Below are 14,745 nucleotides of genomic sequence, written 5' to 3' on the forward strand. Positions count from 1 at the left end.
TCTTGTAAAAGGGAGAAAACCTGGCCTAACAGGCCAAGCAGACTCCTTCTTTGATTGCTTGCTCTTGCAAGCCAGCTTTATTCTTGACTCGCTTGGAAATAACGAACGGCGCTTTCAAACAATTTCTGGTCTTTCTGACCTGGAATATTTTGGAAAAGGCCGTCTTCATAACGTTCTGAGTGACCCATCTTCCCGATGATTTGGCCGTTCTTGCTCATAATTCCTTCGATAGCGTAGAGAGAGCCGTTTGGATTATACTTGCTGTCCATGCTCGGCTGACCGTCAAAGTCTACGTACTGACTCCAAATCTGACCATTATCGCGCAGCTCAGCAAACTCCTCAGCCGTCACAACAAATTTCCCTTCACCATGAGAAACCGGAATGGCATGGATATCTCCCACTTGCACACCAGCCAGCCAAGGCGAGTTGGTATTGACAATGCGGGTTTCAACCATCTTGGCCACGTGCTGGTTGGCATCATTGTAAAAGAGAGTTGGACTGCTAGCCCCTGCTTCTTCAAAGTTTCCGTAAGGAAGAAGACCGGATTTAACCAGAGCCTGGAAGCCATTACAGATACCAATGATGAGACCGCCGCGAGCGATAAAAGCATCAATGGCTTTCTTAACCTTCTCGTTGAGAAGGATGTTGACAATAAACTTAGCTGACCCATCTGGCTCATCTGCAGCAGAGAAGCCGCCTGCAAAGAAGATGATATTGGCCTTGTCAATATTGTCAACCATGCTGTCAACGGACTGAACAATAGCTGCTTCATCCAAAGTAACGAATGGAACTAGATTGACTTTAGCTCCAGTTGCTTCAAAGGCTTTGGCTGAGTCATATTCTGAGTTGGTTCCAGGGAAGACTGGAATATAAACCAGCGGCTCCGCTACTGTCTCTTTGGCTTTGATAACTGTATCAGAGACAAGAGCTGGCACTTCTTCAATAACTGTTTCCTGTTTAAATTCTGTCGGGTAGATAGGATCTAGTCGGCCTTCAAAGCTTGCCAAAAGCTCTGCTCCCTCAAGCTGGACACCATTAACAATCAGTGTAAAGTCTGGCTTGGTCTGACCAATCTTCACTGCGTCTGGAATATCCTGCTTCGGACTAGTAAAGACAAATCCGCCCAGCTGCGCCTGCAAAACGGAAGGCAGATCAGCAACATCCACTTGAGCACCAATACGATTACCGAAGCTCATCAAGGCCAGACTCTCTGCCAGACCACCGTATTTCACAGTGGCTGCTGCTGTAATCTGATACTTGGACTGAATGGCCGCAAAATTTTCAAAGTTATTCTTGATTAAGTCAAAGTCAATATCCTGAGACAGGACCTGTCCTGGCAGATAGTAGATAGACTCTCCTGCCGCCTTAAACTCTGGAGACAGGATGCGCCCAGCAGTTGAAGTAGTCACGCCAAAAGCTACCAAGGTCGGCGGCACGGTCAATTCTTCAAAAGTTCCGCTCATGGAATCCTTACCACCAATAGACGGCAAACCGAGCTGAATCTGAGCTTCAATTGAACCAAGCAGAGCAGAGACCGGCTGTCCAAAACGCTCAGCCTGCTTGTCCATCCGCTCGAAGTATTCCTGATAAGAGAAGCGAGCCTTGGACCAGTCCGAACCAGCAGCAACCAGGCGAGCTGTCGCTTCAATCACTGCATAAGCTGCTCCATGATAAGGTGACCAAGCTGCCACATAAGGATTGTAGCCCTGCGCCATCACAGATACTGTCTCTGTCTTGCCATGCTCAACTGGCAGTTTCTGCACAGAAGCCTCAGTCGGCGTAATTTGGTAGCGCCCGCCAATTGGATGATTAACAGTAGAACGGCCAACAGAGCTATCAAAGATAGTCTGCAGACCCTTTTGACTGGTATGATTGAGGTCGCTGAGCAAGCTCTTGAGGTCCTGCTCCAAAGTCGCTTTAGAAGTTACAGCCTGCCCTGGTAATGCTGCTTGGGCATCCACAACCTTAGCATCCACAACCACGCGCACACCATTAGTGTCCAGAAAACTCCGCTCAATATCAACGATGGTTTCCCCGTTCCAGTGCATAACCAGATTTGGCTTTTCTGTCACTTTAGCCACAACGACTGCCAGCAGATTTTCCTTAGCTGCCGCAGCGATAAATTGTTCCACATCTTCTGGGCGGACCACCACAGCCATTCGCTCCTGCGATTCAGAAATCGCGATTTCTGTACCATTAAGTCCTTGGTATTTGAGCGGTACCTTGTCAAGGTCAATTTCCAGCCCGTCTGCCAATTCACCAATAGCTACGCAGACTCCGCCAGCCCCAAAGTCATTGGATTTCTTGATGAGACGAGTCACATTGCCATCGCGGAAGAGGCGCTGAATCTTGCGCTCCTCTATAGCATTTCCTTTTTGTACTTCCGCACCAGCCGTCTCCACAGACGCAGCTGTCTGTACCTTGGACGAGCCAGTAGCTCCACCAACACCATCACGGCCTGTCTTACCTCCCAGCAAGATGACCACATCACCTGCTGCTGGTTTTTCACGGACAACATTTTCCTTAGGAGCCGCACCGACAACCGCACCCAGCTCCATCCGCTTAGCTACAAAGCCCGGATGGAAATACTCACGGACATAGGTCGTTGCTAGACCAATTTGATTCCCGTAAGAAGAATAGCCATGCGCTGCTGTTTTTGAAATGACCTGCTGAGGGAGCTTGCCAGCCCGCGTTTCAGCAATCGGTTGAGTAATATCGCCCGCACCTGAAATCCGCATAGCCTGATAAACATAAGAACGGCCAGAAAGCGGATCACGAATGGCTCCGCCGATACAGGTCGCAGCCCCTCCAAAAGGTTCAATTTCTGTTGGGTGGTTATGGGTTTCATTTTTGAACATCAGCAGCCAAGGCTCCTTGATACCATCCACATCCACTTCAATCTCCACTGAGCAGGCATTGATCTCATCAGACACTTCCATGTCATCCAGACGGCCATTAGCTCGCTCGTAGCGCCCAAAAATAGTCGCCATATCCATAAGAGTCTGCGGTTTGTCACCACGTCCCAGCTCATCGCGCATAGACAAGTATTTATCATAAGTGGCCTGCAACTGCTTTTCAAACTTAGAAGCCGAAAAATCAATCTTCTTCAACTCCGTCTCAAAGGTCGTGTGTCGACAGTGGTCAGACCAGTAAGTATCCAGAACCTTGAGCTCGGTCTCCGTCGGGAAACGGCCAATCGACTTGAAATAGTCCTGAATGAAGAGCAAATCTGCCACTTCCATAGCCAGACCATGCTCCTGCTTGTAGGCCTTAAAGTCCGCTTCCGTATAGTCCTTAAAGAAGTCTAGAACCGGAATGGTCTTATCTGACTCGGAGAATTGCTCCAGCTGGATCGGCTGCTCAATATCTTTAAAGCGTGAATCAACTGGATTCAGCAAGTATTTCTTGATCGCTGCTAACTCGCTGTCTGAGATGTCTTTATTGACCAAATAAAGCTGAGCGGTCCTCACCAGAACATCTGTCCCAGCGCCGAGCAAAAAGAGAGCCTCCTGAGAGCTGGCTGCCCGCTGGTCAAACTGCCCCGGCAGCGCTTCGATGGCAAAAAACGCTGTCTCTGCAAGTGCAGCCTCTACTTCCTCCGCCGTCAGCAATCTATCTGTCACTTGCTCAGAGAAAATATGCTTTTCAGCCCGAGCGACCAAATCTTCTGCCAGATGAAAGACATCATAAACTTGAATCATCCGAAGATCTGACAATGTTTTCAACTGAAGATTATGCGTCAGCTCTCTCACCAAGCTCTGTGACTTCACACCGAAGTTGCTCTTCTTCTCTACAAAAATACGCTTGTCCATGATTTTTCACACCCTGCCCTTACTTAATCGCCTGCAATTTTTCCCAAACAACCTGATAGACATCTGTCAGTTCACCAAGTCCGCGCCGGAAAACATCCTTGTCCATGTGATGGCCTTCCGCATCCCAGAGGCGGCAATTGTCTGGTGAAAATTCATCTGCCAGAATAATCTTGCCATCTTTGTCAAAGCCGAACTCTAACTTAAAATCAATCAATTTCAGTCCGATTTGGCGGAACCAGTCTGACAAAAGCTCGTTGATTCGACGAGTCTCCTCTTTCAAAAAGGCAATTTCTTTATCGCTGGCAATCTTCAAGAATTCCACATGCTCATCATTGATGAATGGATCGTCCAAATCATCATTTTTGTAGTAAAATTCCACAATCGGAGTTTCAAGCGCGATGCCCTCTTCTACTCCAAAACGCTTGGAAAAAGAACCTGCTGTGTAGTTGCGCAGCACCACTTCCAAAGGAATAATCTCTACTTTTTTATTTAGCTGGTCCGTATCCGAGACCTTCTCAATAAAATGCGTCGCCACTCCAGCCGCATTGAGTTTCTCAAAAATAAAAGATGAAATCTGGTTGTTGAGCACTCCTTTACCAGCAATCTGCTCCTTCTTGACTCCATTAAAAGCCGTTGCCTGGTCCTTGTAGCGCGCCAGAATGACTTGCTCATCATCTGTAGAGAAAATATCCTTAGCCTTTCCCGAATATAACAACTTATTAGACATTTTAATATTCGCCTTTCGTGGTTTTATACCCTCATTTTATCATCTTTGAATACATTTTACAAGAAATTCCGTATAAACTTTCTGTATTCAGTTAAAGAAATCGTTTCCTTTCCAAGATACGAAAAAAAGACCGGAAGATACCGATCTTTGATTTTTAATGTTGCTTCTTCAGCTTCTCGTGGATATAAGCCACCACATCGGAAATTGTTTTGAAATTATCCATATCCTCATCAGGAATCTCAATATCAAAAGCTTCTTCCAGATTGATGATAAATTCCATCAAATCAACAGAGTCCACTCCCAGCTCCTCTTTCAAGCTCAGTTCTGGAGTGATATGCAGCTTGTTGCTGTCATGTTCTTGAATGATTTCGACAATTTTTGCATAAATTTCTTTTTCGCTCATGTTTACTCCTTTGCATCTGAAAATTCAACGACCGATTTACCAACAACATCTGTTTCCAGCATGGTGCGAATCTGACGAATCGTGCTATAAACAGCCTTAGCATCGCTAGAGCCATGCGTTTTGACAACAGGCGCTTTCAAGCCGAATAGAACTGCACCGCCTGCACTAGAATAGTCTAGACTATTTTTGAGCCCTCGCAGGCTATCCTTGAGCAACCAAGCTCCCAATTTAGCTTTGAAACCACCGCCTAAAATAGACTTCTTCAGCTGACCCATGATACTGATAGCAGTTCCTTCGATTGATTTCAGAACAGCATTACCAGTAAAGCCATCTGCAACGACAACATCCGCCACATCATTCATCAAATCACGCGCTTCTACATTGCCGATAAAGTTAAGTGTCGAATCCCCAGCTAAAAGCTCGTAGGCTTCCTTGCGCAGAGGGTCGCCCTTGCTACTTTCTGTTCCGTTATTCAAGAGACCCACCCTCGGCTTCTTGATTCCTCGGACATTTTCAGCATAGAAAGAACCCAAAGTCGCATACTGGTGTAAATGATGGGCTGTGTTTTCAGCATTAGCTCCCAAATCCAGCATATCAAATCCCTGACCTCCAACCGTTGGCATAGTAGATAAGAGCCCCGGTCGGTCAATATTCTTGATACGCCCCACGATAAAGAATCCTGCTGCCAAAAGTGCTCCAGTATTTCCAGCAGATAGCATAGCATCTGCTTCCCCTGCCTTCACAGCCTTGGCTGCCAGTACCATACTAGCCTCTTTCTTCTGACGGATGGCCTTGGTCGGCTCGTCGTCCGAGTCAATCTTCTCCTCCGTGTGGATGATGCGGATCCGCTCACCAGCAGTCAGATAAGGCTTGATTTTCGCTTCATCGCCATAAAGGAGAATTTCAATATCCGAAAACTCCTGTACCGCTCGATTAGCTCCTTCCACCAGAGCCTGAGGGGCATTGTCCCCTCCCATAGCATCAACAGCTATTTTTTTCATTCGATTTATTCCTCGTTCTTATCTTTTAAAATGCTTCCCCAGTCTCCCAGAGAATCTATAAATTTTTTGGATTTGAGATGGATGCCGACATATTCATCATAGAGCAGATCGATAAAATCCCGCAGCTGCTTTTTAATATCTGGCTTCAAAGAAATGGTCTCCAATTCGCTAAAGCGGACCGCCTGAAATTGGTCCAGCAGAAAAGGAAGGTTGGGATTTAGATGACAGCGGCGTTCATCCTGATGGTAATGCTCAGGGCAAAGGACTCCGCTATATTTGAAAGAGAAGTCAAAAGGCAAGCCCGTCCGATGACAAAAAGCACAGTCATGGAAGTTCAGCGAAACCCCAAAACGTGACAAAATTTGAATCTCAAAGATATTGGTCAGCACCTCATAGTCCAGACCATTATTCATCAGCTCCAGGGTTTTCTGCAGAAAAGCAAAGAGAGCAGGATCCGGCTGATTGTCCTGAAGACTGGCATCTGCCAAGGCCGCCACATAACTGGCATAGGCCATGATGAATAAGTCCTCATTGATGCGGTGATAGGTGACTACATCCTGATAATCCTCGATATAGCTAAGACCATCATCATTGATTTTCATCAGCAAGTTCGCCGCAGTCAAAGGCTGAATGACGGGTGCTAGCTTGGACTTCCCAGCATGCTTGACGAAAAACATACGCTTACCAGCCTGTTCCGTAAAAATCTTGACCAGCTTATCATCCTCACGGAAATTACGGTTATAGAGAACCAGACCTTGACTTGTTAGAGATTTAAGCATAGGCCTCCATGTAGTCCTTGAGGCGCTTCAGAGCTTCTCGAATCGTCTCCATACTAGCCGCATAGGACAGACGGATATAACCTTCCCCGTATTGACCAAAAGCTGCTCCCGGGATCAAGGCCACAGCCTTCTTCTCTGCAAAATCCTTCAGAAAAGCAAAAGAATCTTGATTATAACCATCTGGTATCTTAGCAAAGATATAAAAAGCCCCGTCTGGTTTGATAATCTTAAAGCCTAGCTCAGCCATTTTCCCTATGATATAATCGCGGCGCTGTATATACTCAGCCTTCATTGGCTCCGCATCATCTTTCCCAACTATCAGGGCTTCAATGCCTGCAAACTGAGCCATGGTATTGGCTGCTGTTACGAGATACTGATGGCTCTTAATCAGCTGAGCAGTGAAAACTGCTGGAGCAAAGATAAAGCCCAACCGCCAGCCAGTCATGGCATGAGACTTAGACAGGCCGTTAATGACAATGGTTTGGTCTGGCAGATACTCCGCGATGGAGACATGCCCCTGCTCTGTATAGGTCAGCTCAGAATAGACCTCATCGCAGACCACAAAGACTTGGTATTTTCCTAGGACATCCGCCAGAGCTTTTATCTGCTCCCGCGAATAAGTCACGCCGGTTGGATTAGCTGGATAATTGAGAATGACTGCTTTTAGCTGCTCACCCTGCTCCAAAATAGCTGCTTCCAGCATCTCTGGAGTGAGGACAAAGTTATTGGCCGTTGTATCAATCTCGACAATCTCTGCCCCCACTAGATTGACAATAGGCTCATAGCCTGGATAAGCAGGAGCTGGCAGCAAGACCTTGTCTCCTTCTTCTAAAATAGCTGTCAGCGTAGCTGACAAGGCCTCTGTCGCCCCAATTGTGACCAAAACCTCATCTTCTGGGCGATAGTGCAGATTGTACTTTTCTTTCACAAAGCTGCTAGCCGCCTGACGCAGCTCCAAGAGACCGCTCATACCAGTGTAGTGACTTTGATTAGCATCAATCGCCGCCTTGGCTGCTTCGTTGATATGATCCGGTGTTGTAAAGTCCGGCTCCCCTAAGGTTAGCCGAAGAACTCCCGGAATAGCAGAAATTGATTGGTCAAACTGACGAATCAGCGAAATTTCTATTTTTTCTAAGTTTTTATTAAATTTCTTACTTAAATCCATACATACCTCCAGCCGCTCAATAGAACTATTATACTATAAATGCAGAAGCATAGCAAAAGCTATTACATGATTTCTTATGCAGAAAAAGGACTAAGCTTGCACTTAGTCCCTTTTTTCCTTGCCTTAAAATTCTTCTCTGGCAGATAATGGATATAGCCACATCTCACGTGACTGGCCAATCAACGAGTCGGAGTATAGGTCAATTCCTTGCTATGCTTGGCCAGAAAATCTGGCAGTTCTGAATCAGGAATCTGCCGCAAATAAAGGTTAGAACGAATTGTGTCATCTTCCTCACGGCAGGTTGAGAGAACCAAATACCGGTCACTCGCCTTAATCTGGATCTTAGGATCCTTAGTCCGAGCTGCTTCATAGATATTTCTAAGCTGAGTCGTAAAGTCCTCATCATCCTTAAACTCCGTCCGATAAAAAGCTGTCTCTTCCGGCACGATAACCAATCCCATAGCTTGATAATAATACTTACGCTCAGGAGTCTCAATCACGACATATCTATGTTTGTCAAAATAATCCTGACGATCATAGTAGTTGACATCATTAAACATGCGATGATCTCCTGCCTTGCTACCCCGAGCATGCCCGAAAAGCCAAGTCAGACGATCGCTGAAATCTTTATGATTGTCCTTATCCATAAAGACCGCTCCCATATAGGGCTCTTGCTTTCCTTCAAAAGTCTTCAGCAGATAAGTCGCATTATCTTTCGTTTGCACCACTGGCTCATCCAACTGTGTACCAGGAGCATAGACATAGCCTATCGTTTCTGAATTCACAGCCTTCAGTTTAGCAAAACGTTCTGCTAAATAATCCTTTTCTGTCTGACTTGAAGATGCAGATGAGCTTGACGTTTCAATCCTGCTAGGATGCGAAACTCGAAGCTTGCTACCTGATACTGATGAACGGAAAGAATAAAAAACAGAAACAATAACCAGAACAACTAGCAGGAGGCAGATGCCAACAACAAGGAGCTGTTTCTTATTCGAAGCTTGACTCCTATCTTTTTCTTGCATAATCTAAAAATCCTTTATTTTTCATTTTTTACAAAAAATATCACCGAACGAAGGCTCAGTGATATTTAGGCGTTAGCACAAATTAAAGACAGAATTATTTGACTGCACTTGTCTTAGGAAGTGACTTTTCTTCAGAATTTTCCTCATTTTCCTTGTTCTCTTCTTTTGCTTCCGGAGCTTTTTTTGCTTTATTTTCTGATTTTTTAGCCTTCTTTTTACCTGCTGCTGAAGAGGATGCCGCCGAAGATTGAGACGGTGCTGGAAAAGTTGGAACTGATGAAGAGGCTGTGGAGTAAGGTGCTGCCGAATAAGCCGGTGTAGATGGATCTGTAGTAGATGGTGCCACTGAAGGCTGATCCGCATTAGCCGACTCTCCCTCACCAATAACAAGAACTTTGTTACCAGCTTGATCCTCCATCACAGCACTTTTGCCAACCGGAGCTTTCTTAGCTTCAGCAACTTGCTGATCCAAAGCTGATTGTGCATCTCTATAGGCCTGCAATTCATCTATAACTTTATTAGATTCTGAGTCCGTACTGCCTTGGGGAACTTCATTATTATCAATGTCATTAACCCAAAGACTGGCTGTACCCTCAGCAAATACTGGTGCAGCAGCCGCGAAAAGTGAAAGGGCCACAGCACTTGAAAGCAAAACCTTTTTCATTATCTCATCTCCTCGTTACTTTTCAAAAATAATTGTAACTCCCCGTTACCTAATATTACCTACTATTAAGTATAGTTCGAACTCTAAAAAAAGTCAAGAATTTTACTACATAAAAATTTCTAAAATCAAAGAATACCAAGGGATGAGACAAATTGTCAATTTACCAACTATTTAAATGGTCATTTATTTATATTTGAAACATCAAGTAATTTGAGTTTTCTTTCAAAGTGAATGTTGGACTTTTTTAAAAAAGATAGTAGGAATAAAATAAAAAAGAGGCCAGAAATCAAGTATCCCAGCCATATATCTCAGATTATTTTTTACCTATTTCAAACAAGGGTGACAGCGGCCGTTTTTCATGAATACGGACAATGGCTTCCCCTAAAAGATGCGCAATTGAAATCTGCTCAATCTTATCAATCAAGCGCTCTTGAGGCAGATAAATTGTATCCAGCACAACCAATTTTTTAATCGCCGACTTTTGGATATTATCCATAGCTGGACCAGACAAGACTGGATGCGTACAGCTAGCATAGACTTCTACAGCCCCTGCTTCAGCGAGAGCGTCAGCTGCATGGCAGATAGTCCCTGCTGTATCAATCATATCATCAATTAAGATACAAGTTTTTCCTTCCACCTTACCAATGATGTTCATAACTTCACTGCTATTCATCTTGTCCACACTGCGACGCTTATCAATAATCGCAATCGGGGTTTTCAGAAACTCTGCTAACTTACGAGCCCGACTCACACCACCATGGTCAGGACTGACTACCACATAGTCTCCTCCTGTCATATTACGGCGTTCAAAGTAATCAGCAATCAAAGGTGCACCCATCAAGTGATCCACAGGAATGTCAAAGAAGCCCTGGATTTGCGCTGCGTGCAAGTCAATAGTCAGCATCCGATCCACACCAGCAATTTCCAACATATTAGCAACTAATTTAGATGTAATTGGCTCACGAGCTCTAGCCTTGCGATCCTGCCGAGCATAGCCATAGTAAGGCATGACAACATTAATGGATTCAGCGCTAGCCCGTTTCAAAGCATCTACCATAATCAAGATTTCCATCAAATTATCATTGACTGGCGAGCTGGTAGACTGCAAAATAAAGACGTGTTTCCCGCGAATAGATTCTTCAATATTCACTTGAATCTCTCCATCAGAGAACTGACGAACAGTTGATTTCCCAAGTGGCAATCCAATCTCTTGAGCAACACGCTGCGCTAATTCTTGATTAGAAGAAAGAGCAAAGAGTTTTAAATCAGAAAAAGACATGATTCCCTCCAGATTCTAAATCGTCTTTCATTGTCCAATTACAACTTTTCCCAACTACCATTGTAACTTTTTTCAGTTGATTTTTCAATTAAAAATAAAAAACGCCAGAGGCGCTTTTTACTGATTAGTTCGGATAAATATATGAAACTGTACCTTGTGCAGTTGTTGGGTTAAACCATCCACGGTAGTTACCGATTGATTGTTGTCCAAGGTAGTTTGCTTCTGATACTTGGATGCTTGTAGTAGATTGAACAGCTGTTACTACTGCAACGTGTCCGTATCCACCATCAGTCCAACATGCAATCGCTCCAACTTCTGGCTGTGAACCAACACGGAAGCCTGCTGCTGCTGCACTTGCAGACCATTGTCCACCATTACCCCAGTAATCGCCAGCCCAAGGAGCTAATGTCTTAGCACCCCAAGTACATTGACCTACTGGATAAGAAGATGCAGATGAGCTATAAACTGGTCTATTCGCACGGGCAACAGATTGAGTTACTGCAGGTGCTGCTGGAGCCGCTGCTTCAGCTGCTGGAGCTGAATTAACAACTGCTTGAACCTGAGCTTGCAGGGTAGTATTTCCTGAAGCTTCAATTGCTTGGCGTTTTGATTCTTGCTCTGCTTTATAAGCTGCTTCACGAGCCGCTGCTTCTGCTGCTGCTTTTTCAGCTGCTGCTTTTTCTTCAAGAAGAGAATTCTTTTCGTTTTCAGCAGTTGCTTTTTCAGCTGCAAGGCTTGCCTGAGCCGCTTTCAGTTCAGCTTGTTTTGTTGCCAAAGTTTGCTCGTCATCAGCTAACTTCTCTTGGTTGGCAATTACAGTATTGATAGCTTCATTATTCGCAACTTGCTTTTCAGCAATTACTTCTTTATCTTTCTTTTGTTGTTCCAGCATTTTGTTATTTGCTGAAACAATTTCGCTCATAGCTGCTACACGAGAGATAGCTTCTGTGATAGAGCTAGAATTTACAACTGTATTGATGTAGCTAGTAGCAGTTCCATTTGTTTGAGTACTGCGTGCTTGATTTGCAAGTGACTCATTACGAGCAACAATATTTTTAGACAGTTCGTCAATCTCTGCAGAAAGTTTTGCAGATTCAGCAGACAATTTTTCATTTTCTGCTTTAAGCTCTTCTTGTTGCTTTTGAATAGCAGATACTTGGCCTTGAATCTCGTTAACTTGTGCTTGAGCTGATTGTTGTTGCTCTGTCAAACTATTAATCTTGCTGTCTTGTGCAGCAATCTTTTCATCAGTTGTCTCCGCTTTAACGCTCACAAGTGCAGCTCCTTGTGAAAGGATAACCGTACTCAATAAAATTGATGTGAGTAGTTTTTTCTTCATAAAAATAATACACTCCTTCTTATAAGACATTAACTAGTATACCAGAAAATGCTGTATCATATGTTACGCCTTTATTACATTTTTATTTCTTGTTTATCATAAATACATTTTTTCGAAAATAGGCTGAAAAATGAGGAATATCAGGCTATTGAGAAGGATAGTCGGTACCAGACTGCTAAGGACAAAATCCTGTAAATTCAGACTAGAAAGATTCAAAAATACTGCAAAAGCAAAACTAGTTAATTCAAATAAAAATACAAGAATCAAAACAGATAAAAAGCGAGTAAATGTATTTAAAAGCATAGTTGAACTAGACTGACAAACCAAGAGACTTAAAAGAGGAAAAAGAATAAGAGCAATACCGATGGTATGAAAATAGTAAACATCATAAATCAACCCCAAACAGCAAAATAAGAGAATATTGTAGTTTCTAGAGAGATTGATGGAAACAAAAAGCATGAAAATAAAGATAAAATGACTGACTAAATGCCATTGTAAAGGCAGAATATTAGCCAGAAAAGTCGAAATTTGTCCGTCTATCAATAAGACAAAAAATAAAATAATAGGAGTCAAAAGATGTTCTTTAATATCTCTCATATCAGTTCCCTACCAACATTACAGCACGGATATCCGACAAATCCGCAGCTGGCTTAACCAGAACAATCTTGTTTAACTGATCCTTAGCCTCAGACACGGAAAGTACCTTACCGACAGGAATATTTTCTGCATTATAAGCACCCAAGCCACTGGTTGCCACCTCATCTCCCTCTTTTATATCTTCAGCACTATTTAACTGACTGATGATATAAGCAGAGTTTTTTGCATCATAACCCGTAATAATCCCATAAACTAGACCAGACTTAGTTTGAATTCTAACAGAAATTTTAGTTGAGTTTTCCTCGTTAGTCAGTAGAGAAACCAAGCTAGACTGACTACTAGTTTCAGAAACACTTCCGACCAGACCACCATTAGCGACTACTAGCATAGCATCTGTCACATTATCAGATGTCCCCTTGTCAATAGTCAGCTCATTTTTCCAGGATGCTGGCGTACGGGCAATCACTTCGCTGGCAATTTGTGTTTGATTTTTATCAGCCTCTTTAAATTCCAGAAGTTTTCGTAACTGCTCATTCTCATCTTCTAAGGAATCTGCCTTCCCAGCCTTTTCCTCAACCTCATAAAGATTTTTCTTGAGCTGCTGATTCTCTCTATAAGTAGACATCAAATCTGACATTTCTTCTTTTTTATCAGCTACAAAAGCAAAAGGAGAGCCGACAAGTCTATCTACCAATGAAATAATATTTGAAGTAGTTGATACAAACCAACTAGAAGAGGTAGATAGGATGAGTATCGTCATTGCAACAACTAATACAAAAAAAGAAATTAGAAACTTAGATTTTTTAAATCGATTCATCAGAAAAACCTCACTAAACAGGACGAGAAAGTATAAGAAAAGGAGATAGCAAACGCTAAACTCCTCATTATACGGAGAATGGGGGATTCGAACCCCCGCGCCGGTAACCCGACCTAACGATTTAGCAAACCGTCCTCTTCAGCCTCTTGAGTAATTCTCCAATATTTAATGGGCACGAGTGGACTCGAACCACCGACCTCACGCTTATCAGGCGTGCGCTCTAACCACCTGAGCTACGCGCCCAAGTTTGAAAACTTGGTATGAACTTTCGTTCAAAGCGGGTGACGAGAATCGAACTCGCGACAACAGCTTGGAAGGCTGTAGTTTTACCACTAAACTACACCCGCATCACCACTATGATAATGTATGGCGCGAGACGGAATCGAACCGCCGACACATGGAGCTTCAATCCATTGCTCTACCAACTGAGCTACCGAGCCAATTATTGCGGGAGCAGGATTTGAACCTACGACCTTCGGGTTATGAGCCCGACGAGCTACCTAGCTGCTCCATCCCGCGTCATTACTATTCGTCCCTAAGGAGGATGTGGGATTCGAACCCACGCACGCTTTTACACGCCTGACGGTTTTCAAGACCGTTCCCTTCAGCCGGACTTGGGTAATCCTCCAAGATAACACTATGGACCTTGTAGGACTTGAACCTACGACCACTCGGTTATGAGCCGAGAGCTCTAACCAGCTGAGCTAAAGGTCCGACAAGATCATTATAGCGGCGAAGGGGATCGAACCCCCGACCTCCCGGGTATGAACCGGACGCTCTAGCCAGCTGAGCTACACCGCCATCTATCGGGAAGACAGGATTCGAACCTGCGACACCTTGGTCCCAAACCAAGTACTCTACCAAGCTGAGCTACTTCCCGAACTTAAGTTATTCACTTAATGCACCCTAGAGGAGTCGAACCTCTAACCGCCTGATTCGTAGTCAGGTACTCTATCCAGTTGAGCTAAGGGTGCTCATCTTCTTCTACTGCCTCTTACAAGTCTATGCCGAGGACCGGAATCGAACCGGTACGATCGTTACCAATCGCAGGATTTTAAGTCCTGTGCGTCTGCCAGTTCCGCCACCCCGGCCGCCTCAAGCGAACGACGGGATTCGAACCCGCGACCCCCACCTTGGCAA

Annotated in this window: 12 protein-coding genes and 11 tRNA genes; all 23 read right to left on the reverse strand. The window is 44.2% G+C overall.

The window, feature by feature from the left end:
• Positions 1 to 77: 77 nt before the first annotated feature.
• The 23 genes from PCY71_RS09120 to PCY71_RS09230 all read right to left on the reverse strand — a co-directional run bounded on the left by PCY71_RS09120 (position 78) and on the right by PCY71_RS09230 (position 14,696).
• The gene (locus tag PCY71_RS09120) at positions 78 to 3,812 is read right to left on the reverse strand and encodes a phosphoribosylformylglycinamidine synthase (protein ID WP_048773614.1); all 3,735 of its coding nucleotides are present in this window, start codon (positions 3,810 to 3,812) and stop codon (positions 78 to 80) included.
• Positions 3,813 to 3,831: 19 nt separating this feature from the next.
• The gene (purC, locus tag PCY71_RS09125) at positions 3,832 to 4,539 is read right to left on the reverse strand and encodes a phosphoribosylaminoimidazolesuccinocarboxamide synthase (RefSeq protein WP_048773613.1); all 708 of its coding nucleotides are present in this window, start codon (positions 4,537 to 4,539) and stop codon (positions 3,832 to 3,834) included.
• 154 nt (positions 4,540 to 4,693) lie between these two features.
• The gene (locus tag PCY71_RS09130) at positions 4,694 to 4,942 is read right to left on the reverse strand and encodes an acyl carrier protein (protein WP_301412533.1); all 249 of its coding nucleotides are present in this window, start codon (positions 4,940 to 4,942) and stop codon (positions 4,694 to 4,696) included.
• 2 nt (positions 4,943 to 4,944) lie between these two features.
• Complete coding sequence (plsX, locus tag PCY71_RS09135) at positions 4,945 to 5,943, reverse strand: phosphate acyltransferase PlsX (protein ID WP_048773610.1); 999 nt, start codon at positions 5,941 to 5,943, stop codon at positions 4,945 to 4,947.
• Between the two features lie 5 nt (positions 5,944 to 5,948).
• Positions 5,949 to 6,722: a DNA repair protein RecO gene (recO, locus tag PCY71_RS09140; protein ID WP_002922799.1), complete on the reverse strand. Its 774-nt coding sequence runs from the start codon at positions 6,720 to 6,722 to the stop codon at positions 5,949 to 5,951.
• On the reverse strand, positions 6,715 to 7,887 hold the full coding sequence (locus PCY71_RS09145) for a pyridoxal phosphate-dependent aminotransferase (RefSeq protein WP_048773607.1): 1,173 nt from the start codon (positions 7,885 to 7,887) through the stop codon (positions 6,715 to 6,717). The genes recO and PCY71_RS09145 overlap by 8 nt, the downstream gene beginning before the upstream one ends.
• A 179-nt stretch (positions 7,888 to 8,066) precedes the next feature.
• Positions 8,067 to 8,909, reverse strand: a complete 843-nt coding sequence (gene srtB, locus PCY71_RS09150; protein ID WP_048773605.1) for a class B sortase, LPKTxAVK-specific — start codon at positions 8,907 to 8,909, stop codon at positions 8,067 to 8,069.
• Positions 8,910 to 9,003: 94 nt separating this feature from the next.
• The gene (locus tag PCY71_RS09155) at positions 9,004 to 9,573 is read right to left on the reverse strand and encodes an LPKTxAVK-anchored surface protein (RefSeq protein ID WP_048773603.1); all 570 of its coding nucleotides are present in this window, start codon (positions 9,571 to 9,573) and stop codon (positions 9,004 to 9,006) included.
• A gap of 313 nt (positions 9,574 to 9,886) precedes the next feature.
• Positions 9,887 to 10,852, reverse strand: a complete 966-nt coding sequence (locus PCY71_RS09160) for a ribose-phosphate diphosphokinase (protein ID WP_002894321.1) — start codon at positions 10,850 to 10,852, stop codon at positions 9,887 to 9,889.
• Between the two features lie 124 nt (positions 10,853 to 10,976).
• The gene (gene pcsB / locus PCY71_RS09165; protein WP_048773600.1) at positions 10,977 to 12,191 is read right to left on the reverse strand and encodes a peptidoglycan hydrolase PcsB; all 1,215 of its coding nucleotides are present in this window, start codon (positions 12,189 to 12,191) and stop codon (positions 10,977 to 10,979) included.
• A gap of 96 nt (positions 12,192 to 12,287) precedes the next feature.
• On the reverse strand, positions 12,288 to 12,788 hold the full coding sequence (gene mreD, locus PCY71_RS09170) for a rod shape-determining protein MreD (RefSeq protein ID WP_048773598.1): 501 nt from the start codon (positions 12,786 to 12,788) through the stop codon (positions 12,288 to 12,290).
• A 1-nt stretch (position 12,789) separates the two neighbouring features.
• Positions 12,790 to 13,605, reverse strand: a complete 816-nt coding sequence (mreC, locus tag PCY71_RS09175) for a rod shape-determining protein MreC (RefSeq protein WP_002901931.1) — start codon at positions 13,603 to 13,605, stop codon at positions 12,790 to 12,792.
• A gap of 72 nt (positions 13,606 to 13,677) precedes the next feature.
• Positions 13,678 to 13,765 (reverse strand) — tRNA-Ser (locus PCY71_RS09180).
• A 9-nt stretch (positions 13,766 to 13,774) separates the two neighbouring features.
• Positions 13,775 to 13,848, reverse strand: a tRNA-Ile gene (locus PCY71_RS09185).
• 33 nt (positions 13,849 to 13,881) lie between these two features.
• Positions 13,882 to 13,952: transfer RNA gene (locus PCY71_RS09190), tRNA-Gly, on the reverse strand.
• 20 nt (positions 13,953 to 13,972) lie between these two features.
• Positions 13,973 to 14,045: transfer RNA gene (locus tag PCY71_RS09195), tRNA-Phe, on the reverse strand.
• A 5-nt stretch (positions 14,046 to 14,050) separates the two neighbouring features.
• Positions 14,051 to 14,124, reverse strand: a tRNA-Met gene (locus PCY71_RS09200).
• Positions 14,125 to 14,143: 19 nt separating this feature from the next.
• Positions 14,144 to 14,233: transfer RNA gene (locus PCY71_RS09205), tRNA-Ser, on the reverse strand.
• A 12-nt stretch (positions 14,234 to 14,245) separates the two neighbouring features.
• Positions 14,246 to 14,319, reverse strand: a tRNA-Ile gene (locus tag PCY71_RS09210).
• A gap of 13 nt (positions 14,320 to 14,332) precedes the next feature.
• Positions 14,333 to 14,406, reverse strand: a tRNA-Met gene (locus tag PCY71_RS09215).
• Between the two features lie 5 nt (positions 14,407 to 14,411).
• Positions 14,412 to 14,485, reverse strand: a tRNA-Pro gene (locus PCY71_RS09220).
• A gap of 20 nt (positions 14,486 to 14,505) precedes the next feature.
• Positions 14,506 to 14,579 (reverse strand) — tRNA-Arg (locus tag PCY71_RS09225).
• Between the two features lie 31 nt (positions 14,580 to 14,610).
• Positions 14,611 to 14,696 (reverse strand) — tRNA-Leu (locus PCY71_RS09230).
• Positions 14,697 to 14,745: the final 49 nt, after the last annotated feature.

This window comes from Streptococcus sp. SN3 (assembly GCF_030439905.1).